Raw genomic sequence first — 13030 nt, forward strand, 5'->3', positions numbered from 1 at the left:
TATAAAAGTGAAATTAACATTTTTCTATATAATCCTTATAGGTAATTGTTAACTTGATTGCTGAGGGTGGACTGAATAATTCCGGGGAGACCCTTCGTCAATCCCCGAGAAAAAATTTCATTTTTCCATTCCATTTCAAAGATTTATCTCAAAACTATTCCCGGAACTAAAACGAAGTTTATTTAAGTTTATTCAAATATTTATTTATTCATCAAGAAGTGATGCCGGAAAATACTATGTAAACTAACGATCTACTCCTTTCTTTGTATAAAGCCCCTGATGTGAGCGGGGATAGGAATGGATGCGGGGATTTGTTGGGGAATGATCCCGGCCTTGGCGCCAAAACTTCTTGCCGAGACGGGGATACACCGCCTCCATCAAAATATCCCCAGACTATCGAAGTCATCGACTGGCGGAAGCTGAGTTGGCAGTGGAGGGCGTTGGCTACGCCTTGCATAATAATGCACCGCTTTCTTCACCCGCGCCGCTTTGAAGATTTCGGGCCAATCTTCCTTCATCTGATCGCGATATGGGGGCTTTAGCCAATCTATGCCTTGCGATTCATATCCCTGAATTAGCCTGCGAACATCCTCTAACGAGTTCCCATATCTGTCCAGATAGGCCATGCCCTATTCTCCACCTTCCGGAGCTACGCCTACTTTGCTGCGTACATAGCTCCGTAGGTCGGCAACATAATAAAAGCATTGCCCGCCAAGCTTGTGGCCCCGGGGGCCATGTCCGGCGCGCTTCCATTCCGCCATGGTCTTGCTGGTAACACCAAGATAGCGTCCAGCGTCGGTTCTGTTCAATCTGCCCTCCGCTCCAGCGGCGGCGGCTTCGTAAGATATTCTCGGCACCATACTGCTCCTTTTCGAAATATGGAGCGCGCCGCTACTCAGAATCGGCATCTTGGGTCAATAGATATCTGCGGCGTTTGAACCAAAATACGGAAAAATGCGACGAATTGTTGTAGATGTAATTGTTGTTTAATTGATATATATAAGATTGTAGGCTGTTTGTTATTCTACATATACATCATATACTCTACAGTAACCTTTGCTTGACTCCATGGCGCTAGGATTGCACTTCCGGCACAAAGGAGTGAATCATGAGCAACAAAGTGCCGCTGAACCGCAAGTCCATCCGCGTCCTTCGCCAAGGCGAGAAGATCACAGAAAAAGGGATCACCGCCGAGAAGCTAAGCGACGGGGCTGAGGGCGATGTGCGCTACTCGATCAACATCATGGTGGACCGCAGGCGTGTCCATAAGGTCGTCGGCAAAGCCAGTGAGGGCGTCACCCTAACTCAAGCGCAGGAGGCTATCGAGTTACTGCGCACGAGGGCTAGGGAAGACCGGCTGGACCTGCCTAAGGGCAGGAAGATCGCCATGCCGTTCAAGGAAGCTGCTGACAGCTACATCAAACGCCTTGTAGAAGGCGGCGGCAAAGACATCGCGAACAAACGCCGCCATATGGAGCAGCGGCTTATTCCGCATTTCAAAGCGCATCGCTGCGACAGCATCGGCAGCCATGAAGTATCATCATATGCCCACGGTCGCGTTCTGGAAGGCGCTAAGCAAGCGACGGTGAACCGGGAGCTTTCAACCCTGTCACACTTCTTCAACCGCGCCGCTGAATGGGGATGGATCAAAATGGATGATCGCCCTCGCATCGTTAAGGGCAATGAACCAAGGAAGCCGATTGCCGTCCTCACCAAGGCACAATCCATGAAACTTATGAATGCGGCTAAAGCCGATATCGATGAGCGACTCTACTTGTTCGTCGCTTTCGGTTTGAACGCAGCAATGCGACACAGCGAAATTGTTTCCACGCGCTACGATCAAATCGACTTTCAGAATAATCGCATATTCATCCCCCAAGCCAAGGGCGGGGCGCGTGAACAGCCTATCACAGCATCTCTAGCCGCCCTTTTAAGCGAACGTCGAAAGATCGAAGCAGATAAAAATGGATGGATTTTTCCATCTATCAACAAATCCAAATATCCGAATCGGAAAAACATGGATGCTGGATTTAAGCGGGCGGTTGTCGCGGCGGGCCTCTCCCCGTCGAAGGTGACGCCGCACGTCATGCGTCACACTGCAATTACCAGACTGGTGCAAGCAAATGTCGATCTTCCAACGATTCAGAAAATCAGCGCGCATAAAACGCTATCTATGGTGCTGCGCTACACCCACCTTCACGCCAATCATATCGACCGGGCACTAAGCGCCATCGATACGGGCCAATAGCGATTACACAGGATTTACACAGACACAAAGTGGCGGAGTTTCCTCTAAACGCCTAAGCCTTTGAAAAGGCTGGTGGACAGGGCTGGATTCGAACCAGCGTACGGGAAACCCGGGCAGATTTACAGTCTGCTGCCTTTAACCACTCGGCCACCTGTCCAGTGCCCTTACGCGGCAAGCAAAAACTGCCTTTTACCGCGCTGGAGGCGCGCTCAATGGCGAATGGAGGCTTGCCTGTCAATGGTGGTATGTGAAAAGAGCGCTTCCATGAAAAAAGGACATCGCAGCGCAAAGCCCAAGGGCAACTTCCCCCGCTTCTACGGGCGACATGCCGTCATCGCGGCTCTCGCCAATCCGAACCGGGTGGTCCGGAAAATATGGGGCACGCGCGACGCGCTCAATGCGCTGGACCTGCCGCCAGTGCTGCCCATCGTCTATGCCGATGTGGCGGACCTTGGCCGCATGGTGCCGTCCGATGCTCCCCATCAGGGCATCGTCGCGGAGGTTGAGCCGCTGGATGACGTATGGCTTGGCGACGCGCTGGAAGCGGGTCAGGACGACAAGCGGCCCGTTCTCGTACTCGACCAAGTGACCGATCCGCATAATGTGGGCGCGATCCTTCGATCGGCGGCGGCGTTCGATGCGCTGTGCATCGTGACGCAGGACAGGCACGCGCCGCCTGAATCGGGCGTGCTCGCCCGCTCCGCATCCGGCGCGCTGGAAATCGTGCCATGGGTGCGCGTGGTGAACCTCGCCCGCGCATTAGATGAGATTGCCGAGGCGGGCTATTGGCGCATCGGACTGGATGGCGAAGCGAACACGGTGCTGAGCGAAGCGATCGGCGAATCGCGTGTCGCGCTGGTACTGGGCGCCGAAGGTGAAGGGCTGCGCCACAACAGCATGGCCCATTGCGATATTTTGGCTAAACTGCCGATCAGCCCGCGCATGGAGAGCCTGAACGTCTCCAACGCGGCTGCGATCGCCCTGTACGCCGCCGCGAGCCGGTAACGGGGCACAAGGCGCGCCGCCTTCCATCGGCGCAGGGGAACGGGGGACGATATGGCTGTTATTCTTCGCGCCGCCAGCGCATTGGCCTGCTGCCTGATGCTGGGCGCTTGCCTGGTGACTCCGGGCAAGTTCGAATCCACCCTAGACATCCGCGCCGATCGGCAGTTCAGCTTCACCTATAGGGGCGAGATAATCTCGTCCGACATGAAGGGGCTCGGCGCTCCCGGCAATGACCCTGTGGGCGATGGTTCGCCAGAGAAGAAGGACAGCGCTCTTCACAAGACCGCGATGCAGAAGGGCCATGAAGAAGGATTTGGCGGTGGCAGCGCTGCCGGTGACGAGGCGCAAATGCAGGCAATGGCTGCCGCGCTTTCCAAGGAGAAGGGCTTTCGCTCCGCTCGTTATATGGGCAACCACCGGTTCGAGATCGACTATGCGATCAGCGGACGGCTGACCCACAGTTTCCTCTTCCCCTTCAACAGCGACGCGGAAATCGTCCTGCCGTTCGTCGCGATCGAGCTGCGCGGCGACGATCGGGTGCGGGTGAAGGCGCCCGGCTATTCCAACGGGTTCGACAAGAGCCGTGAGCCGATGGGGCAAAGCGGTTCTGGAGAGGACGCGTCAAAGGCGCTCGACGGCCACTTCACGCTGACTACCAACGCGGAAATCGTCAGTCAGAATCAGGAGGAGGGCGCGCAAAGCACCGCGGAGGGCAAGCGGATCGTCTGGCGGATCACCCCGCTGACGAGCGAGGCGCCCATGGCGACGCTGCGCGTCAGCCGGTAACGGGCGCCCCGATCGGGAGGATCAGTCTTCCGGCGCGATGGTGACGCGCAGGCCGTCCAGATCGTCGTTCATCACCAGCTGGCACGACAGGCGGCTGCTCTCATTGCGATGATCGGAGCTGTCAAGCAGGTCGTTTTCGTCTTCGCTCAGCGCAGGCAGCTTTTCGGCGAAGGCGGGATCGACATAGACATGGCAGGTAGCGCAGGAGCAGCAACCGCCGCACAGCGCCAGAAGCTCGTCAAAGCCGTTGTCACGGATGACTTCCATCACGGACAGGCCGCTGTCGCCCTCGACAGCCTGCTCTTCACCCGCACGGTTGACCACTATCAGTTTAGGCATGTACCTCGATCCCAAAATTTTCCACCGCCGCTCATAGGCGGGGGCGCCGATAAATCAAGAGCCGGAAACAAGCAGAGCATGGTCACCACCCCGGAACAGCTGCGCGAAAGCCTGGATGCGATCGCCGTCCTCGAACCCGGCTTTGCCGCCGCATTGGCGCGGGTCGGCTATCCCCTGCCGCGCGTGCGGGAGCCTGGATACGAGACACTGCTGCGCACCATCGTCGGTCAGCAAGTGAGCGTCGCCTCGGCCGCCGCCGTCTGGCGCAAGCTGGAGGCGGAGCTGGGCGAAGGATGCGCGCCCGGCCAGTTGCTCTCCCGCGATTTCGATGCGTTGCGCGCCTGCGGCCTGTCCCGTCAGAAGCAGGGTTATGCGCGTAGCCTCGCCGAACTGGTCACCAGCGGGCAGGTCGACCTTCACGCCCTGCCCCAGGATGACGAGGAGGCGATCACCCTTCTCACGCAGATCAAGGGCATTGGCCGATGGTCAGCCGAAATCTATCTGCTGTTCGCCGAAGGGCGGCCCGACGTCTGGCCTGCGGGCGACCTCGCCGTACAGATCGAGGTGGGCCGCATCCTTGGGCTTCCCGAACGGCCCAGCGAGCGCGAGACGCGAGCGCTTGCCGAACGGTGGCGGCCCCATAGGGGCGCTGCCGCGATCATGGCCTGGCATCATTATAATACGGAGGTACTCTAAACCCATGTCCCTGCCCCATGCACGCTACATCGTCCTGGAACATGAGGGCGTCTGGAAGATCAATCTCGACAACCGCTATTATGGCCCCTTCGCCACCCGCGAAGCTGCTGTCGAGAACGCGACCGAGACGGCGCGCAAGGCCGGGGATGGTGGCTACCCCGCGAGCGTCCTGCTGATGCAGGGAACCAAGTTCGATACGCTCTGGACCAACCAGGAAGACGCTGCGTCTTCCTGACTTTTTTCGATCGTTGCGGAACCAGATGGCGGACTGGACATTATCGGCTCCAGTTTCGCGGGCAGAGGCATGAATAAGAAGGTTCTAATCGTCGAAGACGAAATTTTCGTCGCACTGGAGATCGAGCAGATCGTGGAGGACGCGGGTTTCGCGGTCAGCGCCATTGCCGCCGACCGTGAAAGCGCCCTTATGGCCGCTAATGACTGCGATATCGCTTTGGTGGATCTGAACCTGCGCGACGGGCCTACCGGGCCGGGCATCGGCATGGAGCTTGCCGCCCGATATGGCGTCCGGGTAATCTATGTGACCGCCAATCCCGCGCAGATCGGTGTCGCGGCCGAAGCCGCGCTAGGCGTCATAACCAAGCCCTTCCGCCCGCACAGCATCGCCGAGACGCTTCGCCTCGCAGCGTGTGAACAAAGGGACTTGGAGACAGCCGATATTTACGGCTTCACGCCATTTCAGTCAAAGCCCGGCTCATGGAACGGGATGGAATCCACAGGCTGATCACCAGTCCTTCAGGCCGCCAGTCACGTTGCATTCGTCCGCCCAATTGCCGCTCGGCACTTAGCGCCATGAGGCGGCTGCCGAAGCCTTCATGGCTCGACGGCTTTACTGGTGGCCCGCCTTCTTCCTGCCATTCGATGCAGATGTCCGCGTCCTCGTACCGGACATCGATATGGACACGCCCCGAAGGCACGGAAAGTGCACCATATTTGGCTGCATTGGTCGCCAGCTCATGGAAAAGCAGCGCGAGCGGCGTGGCCGAGCGGTCATCGATCGCGGGATCTTCGCCGGAAAACACGATGCGGCTTTCCCCTGCATCGGTATAGGGCGCGAAGATTTGCTCCAATATGCCGCGCAGGCGACCTTGCCGCAGATATTCGTCACCCTCAGCGCTGTGCGGACGAATGAAGTCATGCGCGCGGCCAAGCGCCATGATCCGGTCGCGCAGATCATCTGCCACCGGGCGGATCGCCGGGTCTTCACGCGCCGATAGCCCAATCAGACCCGTGATCACCGAAAAGATATTCTTGATCCGGTGCGACAGTTCGTGCGCGATGATCTCGCGCTCTTCCATCATGAGCTTCTGCTCGTGAATTTCCGTGCAGGTGCCGATCCACCGGGTGATGCGGCCTTCATCGTCGCGGATGGGCAGAGCGCGGCCCAGCGTCCAGCGATATTCGCCGCTGTGATGGAGCAACCGATATTCTATCTCATAAGGGTCACCGGTTTTCAGCGAATGGCGCCAGCACTGCCACGCGCGTTCGCGGTCGTCCGGGTGAAAGTTGCCGTTCCAGCCGTCGCCATCCGTCGAATGTTCGGCCGCGCCGGTATATTCGTACCAGCGCGCGTTATAATAATCATGATAGCCGTCGGGCAGCGTGGACCAGACCATTTGCGGCATGGTGTCGGCCAATGTGCGGAACAGCCGGTCGCTTTCCGCCACCGCCTCGGCATCCTTGACCTGCTGGGCAATGATATCCTGGTCGCGACGGCGGCCCTCCAATTCCATCATCACCTGGCGCGCGAGCAGGGAAAGGCCCTGACGTTGAAGCGATGTAAGGTCGTCGCGCGGCTTGTCATCGATGATGCAAAGCGCGCCCAGCGGCACACCTTCGCCATTGAGCAACGGCGCCCCGGCATAGAAACGGATATGCGGCGGGCCGGTCACCAGGGCATTTGTGGCAAAGCGTGGATCGGCGCTGGCGTCCCGCACGACGAAGATCGCCCCATCCTGCATGGCATGCGCGCAAAAGGAGAGATCGCGCGGCGTTTCTTCCGCATCCAGCCCGGTGCGCGCCAAAAAGCGCTGGCGTTCGTCCTCGACAATGCTGACCAGAGCGATCGGCGCTTCGCAAAGCGCGGAGGCGAATTCGGTTATCTGGTCCAGCGTGCGAAAACCGCCGGCATCCAGATCATAGCGTGCCAGTACGGCCGCGCGATCCGTCTCCAGCCCCCTGCCGTCAGCCATCGCTGACCCGTTCGATATCCGCGCCCACGGCCGACAGTTTTTCCTCCAGCCGCTCATAGCCCCGGTCGAGATGGTAGACGCGGTTGACCTGCGTCTCCCCTTCGGCGGCAAGCCCGGCCAGGATAAGGCTCATCGAGGCGCGCAGGTCGGTCGCCATCACGGGCGCGCCCACCAGACGGTCGACGCCCCGCACGACTGCGGTGCGGCCATTGACCCCGATGTCCGCCCCCATGCGCGCCAATTCGGGCACGTGCATGTAGCGGTTTTCGAAGATGGTTTCGGTCAGCACGGATGCGCCATCGGCCTTCGTCAGCATGGCCATGAACTGCGCCTGCATGTCCGTCGGGAATGCCGGGAAAGGCGCGGTGGACAATGTCAGCGGTTTCAGCTTGCCATCCGCCGTTACCCTGATCCCGTCCTTCAGCTCATCCACCTGCACACTCGCTTCGCGAAGGGCCGCAAGGATTGCATGCATGTCATCGGCGCAGGCACCCGCCAGTTCGAGCGAGCCGCCGGTGATCGCCGCCGCGCATGCGTAGCTGCCTGCCTCGATCCGGTCGGGCATGACGCTGTAGGTTGCGCCATGCAGACGGTCCCGGCCGTGGATGATCAGCTTGTCGGTGCCAACGCCCTCGATATCCGCGCCCATCGCGATGAGCAATTTGCACAGATCGACAATCTCCGGCTCACGCGCGGCATTTTCCAGAATGCAGGTGCCCTTTGCGAGAACGGCGGCCATCAGGGCATTTTCCGTCGCGCCCACGGACACGACGGGGAATGTGTAGATGCCGCCGGGCAGCCCGCCATCGGGAGCAGAGGCGCGCACATAGCCCGCGTTGATCTCAATCACCGCGCCAAACGCCTCCAGCGCCTTCAGGTGCAGGTCGATCGGCCGGTTGCCGATGGCGCAGCCGCCGGGCAGCGAAACCCGCGCTTCCCCTGCGCGCGCGAGCAAGGGGCCGAGCACCAGGATCGACGCCCGCATCTTGCGCACGATGTCGTAAGGCGCTTCGGTCGATGTGACCCGGCCCGCGCGCAGCGTCATGACACGGCCGAAATCCTCCGGCCGCGCGCCTTCGATCATGGTCGATACGCCTAGCTGGTTCAGCAGGTGACCAAAGCTGTCGACGTCGGCCAGGCGCGGCAGGTTACGCAACGTGACCGGCTCATCCGTGAGCAGCGCGCAAGGCAGCAGGGTCAGCGCGGCGTTCTTGGCGCCGGAGATGGGAAGGCGGCCGCTGAGCTTTTTGCCGCCGCGTATTTGAATGCGGTCCATCGACTGGGTTCTTAACGCTAAATGCGTCTGGCGCAAGGCGCGAGCGATCATTGCGGTTAACGCTACCGTGCTTCCCGGGATACGCTCGCGAAACATTTACACTTTCGGGTCGCTGAAATTGATCGAGTTTAGTGCGCGGCCCGCAAATGCAGCCAAAAGGCGAAAGGGGCGTTTTGCCACCGTAACGACAAACTTGATTAAAGGTGCTGTGGGTGGCGACAGGTTGTTTCGCGGACAGGCTCGCAAAGCACGTGCCCTTGTCCGACGAGGAGAGGAACGCGCTGACCAGACTGGAGGAAAATCCGCGCAAGGTAAAGCGCGGGGCCATGATCCAGCGCGTCAATGATACCGTGACGGAATTGTTCGTGCTGCGCGAGGGGCGGGTGATGAGCTTCGTCATCCTGCCCGATGGCAGCCGCCAGATTCTGCGCGTCTATTTCCCTGGCGATTTCATCGGTTCCGCCAGCACGATCTACAACAAGGCGCCCGAATCGCTCGTCGCGCTGTCCGACGCCATTGTCTGCCCGTTCGACAAGCACGCCTTGCGCCGGTTGCTGGAGGAATATCCCAGGGTCGCGGCGCTGCTATTCCTGCTGTCCAGTTCGGAAAAGGTCGCCCTCACCGATCGGCTCGCCTCGCTGGGCCGCACATCGGCCAAGGCGCGCGTGGCATCCTTCCTGCTCGACATTTTCGACCGGCTGCGCGTCACGGATGACGGCGTTACTGACAGTTTCGACCTGAAGCTGACGCAGGAGGAGATCGGCGACGCGATCGGGCTGACGTCCGTCCATGTGAACCGCATGGTGCGGCAGATGGAGCAGGAAGGACTAATCAGCCGGGCGAACGGCCGCATCACCCTGCTGAACATGGCGAGGCTGGAAGAAATTGGCCATTACACCAATCGGCACAAGGATATGGATCTGGACTGGATTCCCGCCCTTAGCTGACGGGCTGGGCGAGCGTCAGGCCAGCAGTTCGACATCCCAGTACAGCCAGTCGCGCCAGCTTTCATGCAGATAGTTGGGCGGAAAGGCGCGGCCATGTTCCTGTAACTGCCAGCTTGTGGGCCGGATCGGCGTGACGTGCAGCCGCATGCCCGCTTCCTTCGGCGTGCGCCCGCCCTTCCGCAGATTGCAGGGGGAGCATGCCGTGGCCACATTCTCCCATGTCGTCCGCCCACCCGCGCGGCGGGGGACGACATGATCGAAGGTCAGATCACTGGGCGATCCGCAATATTGGCAGGTGAAACGGTCACGCAGGAACAGGTTGAACCGAGTGAAGGCCGGATGTTCCGACGGCTTCACATATTGTTTGAGCGCGATGACCGACGGGATCTTCATCTGCAAGCTGGGGCTGTGCACTTCCCGCTCATAGCTGGCGACGATGTCCACCCGTTCCAAAAAAACCGCCTTGATAGCGGTTTGCCAGGGCCAAAGGCTGAGCGGATAATAGCTTAACGGCGTATAGTCCGCGTTCAGGACCAGCGCCGGACAGTTTTCCGGATGTCGTATCAGGTCGGGATGGTACATAAGAACCCTCGAAACCCCATTTGTCAGGTTTCTGATTGATCAGGAACGTGACGGCAACATGACAGCATTAACCACCCCGACCCGTCAAGGGCCTGTATGATCCAATCCCTGCCGCCACAGCATGTGGTAACCCGCTTCGCCCCGAGCCCTACCGGCAGGCTGCATATCGGCCATGGCTGGTCGGCATTGCTGGCCATGGATTTTGCCCGCGCCAATGGGGGCTCGTTTCACCTTCGCATCGAGGATATCGACGGCACCCGCAGCCGTCCTGAGCATGTCGCGGGCATAGTGGAGGACCTCAACTGGTTGGGGGTGGCCTGGGATGGCGAGATCGTCTTTCAGTCCGACCGGCTCGATCATTATGAAGCCGCGCTGGAAAGATTGCGGCAGATGGGCCTTCTCTACCCCTGTTTTTGCACCCGCGCCGACATAGCGGCCAGCACGAGCGCGCCGCACGGGCCAGAGGGACCGGTTTATCCGGGCACCTGTCGCGCATTGCCTCCGTTCGAGCAGGAGCGGCGGATCGGGGCGGGCGAACCCCATGCATGGCGATTGGATATGGCGAAGGCGGTTGCGGCCGCAGGGGAACTGCACTGGAAGTCTGTCCCCCTCCCCACCTCCGCGCTGCCCCTTCGGGAACAAATGATAGAAGCGAAGCCCCAGACCGCAGGCGATGTAGTCCTCGCGCGCAAGGATGCACCAGCAAGCTATCACCTTTCCTGCACCGTCGATGATGCCGCGATGGGCGTGACCCATGTGCTGCGCGGGGAAGACCTGTTTGCCGCCACGCATGTGCATCGGCTGCTTCAGGCGTTGCTCGACCTGCCATCGCCCATCTATTGTCACCATCCCCTGCTCGTCGGCGCGGATGGCAAGCGCCTTGCCAAGCGTGATGGCTCGATCGCCCTTGCGGACCTGCGCGCGCAAGGCGTCGATCCCGCCACCCTCGCCGCCGATCTGCGCGCGGCGCGCTTTCCGGTTGGCATTTCCCTGGCAAAGTCATAGATTCAGCCCATGAATACCGTTCTTGTCATCGCCCTCATCCTTGCCATGGCCGCGACGCTCTTTGCGTTGATCCGGGGCATCATCGCCTTTCTTCAGACGACGAAGGAGCAACTGAACGCGCCGGACGACACGCCCAGCCCTTCCAGCCTCAAGCAGAACAAGATGATGATGAACCGTATCCTGTTTCAGGCGGCGGCCGTCATCATCGTTGCGATCCTGCTGCTGATGAAGGGCAACGGCTGATCCGCCGATGGTGAAGCTGAACAAGATCTACACCCGCACTGGCGATGCGGGCACGACCGGCCTTGTGGACGGATCGCGCCTGCCCAAACATGCCCCGCGCATGCAGGCAGTAGGCGATGTCGATGAAGCGAACAGCGCGATCGGCCTTGCCATCCTTGCCATTGGCGAACGGCCTGAAGCGGGCTGGCTGACGACGGTCCAGAATGATCTGTTCGATCTGGGCGCTGACCTGGCGACGCCCGTGCCGGATGGACAGGACGAACCCTGGGCGCTGCGGATCATCGCCACGCAGGTCAAACGGCTGGAAGACCAGATCGACGCCATGAACGCCGATTTGCAACCGCTGGACAGCTTCATCCTGCCCGGCGGATCGCCCGCCGCAGCCGCCGTCCATCTCGCCCGCGCCATCACGCGCCGGGCCGAACGCAGCGCTACGGCAGCGGCTACGGAAGTTGCGCTCAATCCTCAGGCGCTCGCCTATCTCAATCGGCTGTCCGACCTGCTCTTCGTCCTTGCCCGTCGCCTGAATGGCAATGGGGCGGACGACATCAAATGGGTTCCCGGCGCCTCGCGTTAAGGCGGCGGGTCAAAGGCGCCGCAGTCCTATTGCACGACCTTAGCCGACCAGGTGGTGATCCAGTGCCACGCGCCACGGCATTCGCCCATGGCGCTGGCGGATACCAGCCGGAACCTGACGCCGTCCCAGACATAGCTTTCGCTGCTGCCGCAATCGCCCAGCCCCCGGCCCTTGGCATAGCTTTCCAGCGACGCGCTTTCGGGCGTCCAGGATGCGTTGACCAGCATGGGCTTGGCCGCATTCTCGCTCCACCCGGGTTGATAGTCGAAGGACGCGTAGCGGAAGCTGCGCCGTCCCGGAATGCCGGTCGCAATCACGGGAACCGCCGAAAAATTATAAGCGCCCGCGCCGCAAGGAACCAGCACCAGCGTCTCGGTTCGGGAAAGGCGGTAAAGCTCCGGCGGGGATGCATCGCGCATCTCGTCGGCACAAGCGGTGAACTTGCCGAGCGCCGCCAGTTCCTCACGCCACAGCGTCACCGGCGTAGCACCCGCCGGGATAAGCGCCCGGCGTATCGTAACCATCGGCGGCGCGGCACGCACGGCGCTGGCGGCCAGCGGACCTGTGGCGACCAGCGCCGCCATCGTGCCCGCGCGCCCCTGCCTTGCATCCATATAGCGCATGGCGGCGGCAGCACCGGCCAGTGAGGGACGCGCGATCAGCGTGCCAGCCGACCGCAGTTCCAGCTTTGACCCCCGCGCCATGGCGATGGCAAGCGCCGACGCCTGCGGTCCTTGCAGCCGGGCTTCCCCATCCCTGCTGACCGTCGTCGCGATTTTCCGGCCATCGACCAGGAAACTGACGTCTTCCTGTCCCTTTGCGTCGCGGCTTATCGAGATTTCCGGCTCGGACGCGCCACCGGCATCCCGCTGAATGCTCAGCATGACCGGCTTGTCCGGCCAGTCGGCGCCTTCCGGCAACAGGGACACGGCTTCGCACCGGCTGCGATTGTCGCAACCGATGGTCCAGTCCTTGTAAGTTTCCAAAGTGCCGGGCCGAGGCGTCTGAGCCGAAAGCGGCGCCGATGCGATGAACGCGGACAGCATAGCTGCCAGCGCGATTAAGCGTGTGTCCCCCATGGGTTAAGTATAACTTAATTCATAGGCTGACGGTAGT

The 13030-nt window shown here is 60.6% G+C and carries 16 protein-coding genes and 1 tRNA gene; 10 read left to right on the plus strand and 7 right to left on the minus strand.

Annotated elements, in window-relative coordinates; genetic code table 11:
* Window positions 1-377: 377 nt before the first annotated feature.
* On the minus strand, window positions 378-626 hold the full coding sequence (locus ACZ51H_RS09195) for a hypothetical protein (RefSeq protein ID WP_464801649.1): 249 nt from the start codon (window positions 624-626) through the stop codon (window positions 378-380).
* Between the two features lie 482 nt (window positions 627-1108).
* Here ACZ51H_RS09195 and ACZ51H_RS09200 point away from each other — a divergent pair, with 482 nt between their 5' ends.
* Window positions 1109-2248, plus strand: a complete 1140-nt coding sequence (locus ACZ51H_RS09200; RefSeq protein ID WP_464801650.1) for a tyrosine-type recombinase/integrase — start codon at window positions 1109-1111, stop codon at window positions 2246-2248.
* Window positions 2249-2318: 70 nt separating this feature from the next.
* Here the strand turns inward: ACZ51H_RS09200 and ACZ51H_RS09205 are convergent.
* Window positions 2319-2405 (minus strand) — tRNA-Tyr (locus tag ACZ51H_RS09205).
* 107 nt (window positions 2406-2512) lie between these two features.
* On the opposite strand from ACZ51H_RS09205, the gene rlmB reads away from it, so the two are divergent.
* Together rlmB and ACZ51H_RS09215 are read left to right on the plus strand one after the other, a co-directional pair.
* Entirely contained in the window at window positions 2513-3253 is a 741-nt protein-coding gene (gene rlmB, locus ACZ51H_RS09210) for a 23S rRNA (guanosine(2251)-2'-O)-methyltransferase RlmB (RefSeq protein ID WP_464801651.1), read from the plus strand.
* A 51-nt stretch (window positions 3254-3304) separates the two neighbouring features.
* Entirely contained in the window at window positions 3305-4039 is a 735-nt protein-coding gene (locus ACZ51H_RS09215; RefSeq protein ID WP_464801652.1) for a hypothetical protein, read from the plus strand.
* Window positions 4040-4060: 21 nt separating this feature from the next.
* Here the strand turns inward: ACZ51H_RS09215 and ACZ51H_RS09220 are convergent, their stop codons facing one another.
* Window positions 4061-4378 (minus strand): 2Fe-2S iron-sulfur cluster-binding protein, encoded by a 318-nt coding sequence (locus tag ACZ51H_RS09220; RefSeq protein WP_449474120.1) that lies wholly within the window; start codon window positions 4376-4378, stop codon window positions 4061-4063.
* A gap of 78 nt (window positions 4379-4456) precedes the next feature.
* Between ACZ51H_RS09220 and ACZ51H_RS09225 the strand changes: the two genes are divergently transcribed.
* The 3 genes from ACZ51H_RS09225 to ACZ51H_RS09235 all read left to right on the plus strand — a co-directional run bounded on the left by ACZ51H_RS09225 (window position 4457) and on the right by ACZ51H_RS09235 (window position 5816).
* Window positions 4457-5074 (plus strand): DNA-3-methyladenine glycosylase family protein, encoded by a 618-nt coding sequence (locus ACZ51H_RS09225; RefSeq protein WP_464801653.1) that lies wholly within the window; start codon window positions 4457-4459, stop codon window positions 5072-5074.
* A gap of 4 nt (window positions 5075-5078) precedes the next feature.
* Entirely contained in the window at window positions 5079-5309 is a 231-nt protein-coding gene (locus tag ACZ51H_RS09230) for a DUF2188 domain-containing protein (RefSeq protein ID WP_460986765.1), read from the plus strand.
* A 69-nt stretch (window positions 5310-5378) separates the two neighbouring features.
* Window positions 5379-5816, plus strand: coding sequence for a response regulator (locus ACZ51H_RS09235; RefSeq protein ID WP_464801654.1), 438 nt, complete (start codon window positions 5379-5381; stop codon window positions 5814-5816).
* Here the strand turns inward: ACZ51H_RS09235 and ACZ51H_RS09240 are convergent.
* Both ACZ51H_RS09240 and murA read right to left on the minus strand, forming a co-directional pair.
* The gene (locus ACZ51H_RS09240) at window positions 5761-7284 is read right to left on the minus strand and encodes a PAS domain-containing protein (RefSeq protein WP_464801655.1); all 1524 of its coding nucleotides are present in this window, start codon (window positions 7282-7284) and stop codon (window positions 5761-5763) included. The two genes, ACZ51H_RS09235 and ACZ51H_RS09240, sit on opposite strands and share 56 nt — an antisense overlap.
* Window positions 7277-8560, minus strand: a complete 1284-nt coding sequence (gene murA, locus ACZ51H_RS09245; RefSeq protein WP_464801656.1) for a UDP-N-acetylglucosamine 1-carboxyvinyltransferase — start codon at window positions 8558-8560, stop codon at window positions 7277-7279. Before murA ends, ACZ51H_RS09240 begins: the two co-directional genes overlap by 8 nt.
* Before the next feature lie 212 nt (window positions 8561-8772).
* Here murA and ACZ51H_RS09250 point away from each other — a divergent pair, with 212 nt between their 5' ends.
* Window positions 8773-9507, plus strand: a complete 735-nt coding sequence (locus ACZ51H_RS09250) for a Crp/Fnr family transcriptional regulator (protein ID WP_449474130.1) — start codon at window positions 8773-8775, stop codon at window positions 9505-9507.
* Between the two features lie 15 nt (window positions 9508-9522).
* On the opposite strand, the gene ACZ51H_RS09255 is transcribed toward ACZ51H_RS09250, so the two are convergent.
* Window positions 9523-10089 carry an HNH endonuclease gene (locus ACZ51H_RS09255; RefSeq protein WP_449474132.1) on the minus strand — a complete coding sequence of 189 codons (567 nt, stop codon included), beginning with the start codon at window positions 10087-10089 and terminating at the stop codon, window positions 9523-9525.
* Window positions 10090-10185: 96 nt separating this feature from the next.
* On the opposite strand from ACZ51H_RS09255, the gene gluQRS reads away from it, so the two are divergent.
* Genes gluQRS through ACZ51H_RS09270 form a run of 3 tightly spaced genes read left to right on the plus strand, consistent with a single transcriptional unit; the run spans window position 10186 to window position 11914 of the window.
* A complete protein-coding gene (gluQRS, locus tag ACZ51H_RS09260) occupies window positions 10186-11094 on the plus strand; it encodes a tRNA glutamyl-Q(34) synthetase GluQRS (protein WP_464801657.1) in 909 nt (302 codons plus the stop codon).
* 9 nt (window positions 11095-11103) lie between these two features.
* Window positions 11104-11337, plus strand: a complete 234-nt coding sequence (locus ACZ51H_RS09265) for a twin transmembrane helix small protein (RefSeq protein ID WP_464801658.1) — start codon at window positions 11104-11106, stop codon at window positions 11335-11337.
* 7 nt (window positions 11338-11344) lie between these two features.
* Window positions 11345-11914: a cob(I)yrinic acid a,c-diamide adenosyltransferase gene (locus ACZ51H_RS09270; RefSeq protein ID WP_464801659.1), complete on the plus strand. Its 570-nt coding sequence runs from the start codon at window positions 11345-11347 to the stop codon at window positions 11912-11914.
* 26 nt (window positions 11915-11940) lie between these two features.
* Here the strand turns inward: ACZ51H_RS09270 and ACZ51H_RS09275 are convergent, their stop codons facing one another.
* Window positions 11941-12993, minus strand: a complete 1053-nt coding sequence (locus tag ACZ51H_RS09275; protein WP_464801660.1) for a DUF1176 domain-containing protein — start codon at window positions 12991-12993, stop codon at window positions 11941-11943.
* Window positions 12994-13030: the final 37 nt, after the last annotated feature.

This window comes from Sphingobium sp. TomMM15, assembly GCF_055397045.1.

What these genes read in the sequence shown, in the direction of transcription:
- ACZ51H_RS09195 (WP_464801649.1), bottom strand. Translation starts at nt 626, where the DNA reads ATGGCCTATCTGGACAGATATGGGAACTCGTTAGAGGATGTTCGCAGG.
- ACZ51H_RS09200 (WP_464801650.1), top strand. Translation starts at nt 1,109, where the DNA reads ATGAGCAACAAAGTGCCGCTGAACCGCAAGTCCATCCGCGTCCTTCGC.
- rlmB (WP_464801651.1), top strand. Translation starts at nt 2,513, where the DNA reads ATGAAAAAAGGACATCGCAGCGCAAAGCCCAAGGGCAACTTCCCCCGC.
- ACZ51H_RS09215 (WP_464801652.1), top strand. Translation starts at nt 3,305, where the DNA reads ATGGCTGTTATTCTTCGCGCCGCCAGCGCATTGGCCTGCTGCCTGATG.
- ACZ51H_RS09220 (WP_449474120.1), bottom strand. Translation starts at nt 4,378, where the DNA reads ATGCCTAAACTGATAGTGGTCAACCGTGCGGGTGAAGAGCAGGCTGTC.
- ACZ51H_RS09225 (WP_464801653.1), top strand. Translation starts at nt 4,457, where the DNA reads ATGGTCACCACCCCGGAACAGCTGCGCGAAAGCCTGGATGCGATCGCC.
- ACZ51H_RS09230 (WP_460986765.1), top strand. Translation starts at nt 5,079, where the DNA reads ATGTCCCTGCCCCATGCACGCTACATCGTCCTGGAACATGAGGGCGTC.
- ACZ51H_RS09235 (WP_464801654.1), top strand. Translation starts at nt 5,379, where the DNA reads ATGAATAAGAAGGTTCTAATCGTCGAAGACGAAATTTTCGTCGCACTG.
- ACZ51H_RS09240 (WP_464801655.1), bottom strand. Translation starts at nt 7,284, where the DNA reads ATGGCTGACGGCAGGGGGCTGGAGACGGATCGCGCGGCCGTACTGGCA.
- murA (WP_464801656.1), bottom strand. Translation starts at nt 8,560, where the DNA reads ATGGACCGCATTCAAATACGCGGCGGCAAAAAGCTCAGCGGCCGCCTT.
- ACZ51H_RS09255 (WP_449474132.1), bottom strand. Translation starts at nt 10,089, where the DNA reads ATGTACCATCCCGACCTGATACGACATCCGGAAAACTGTCCGGCGCTG.
- gluQRS (WP_464801657.1), top strand. Translation starts at nt 10,186, where the DNA reads ATGATCCAATCCCTGCCGCCACAGCATGTGGTAACCCGCTTCGCCCCG.
- ACZ51H_RS09265 (WP_464801658.1), top strand. Translation starts at nt 11,104, where the DNA reads ATGAATACCGTTCTTGTCATCGCCCTCATCCTTGCCATGGCCGCGACG.
- ACZ51H_RS09270 (WP_464801659.1), top strand. Translation starts at nt 11,345, where the DNA reads ATGGTGAAGCTGAACAAGATCTACACCCGCACTGGCGATGCGGGCACG.
- ACZ51H_RS09275 (WP_464801660.1), bottom strand. Translation starts at nt 12,993, where the DNA reads ATGGGGGACACACGCTTAATCGCGCTGGCAGCTATGCTGTCCGCGTTC.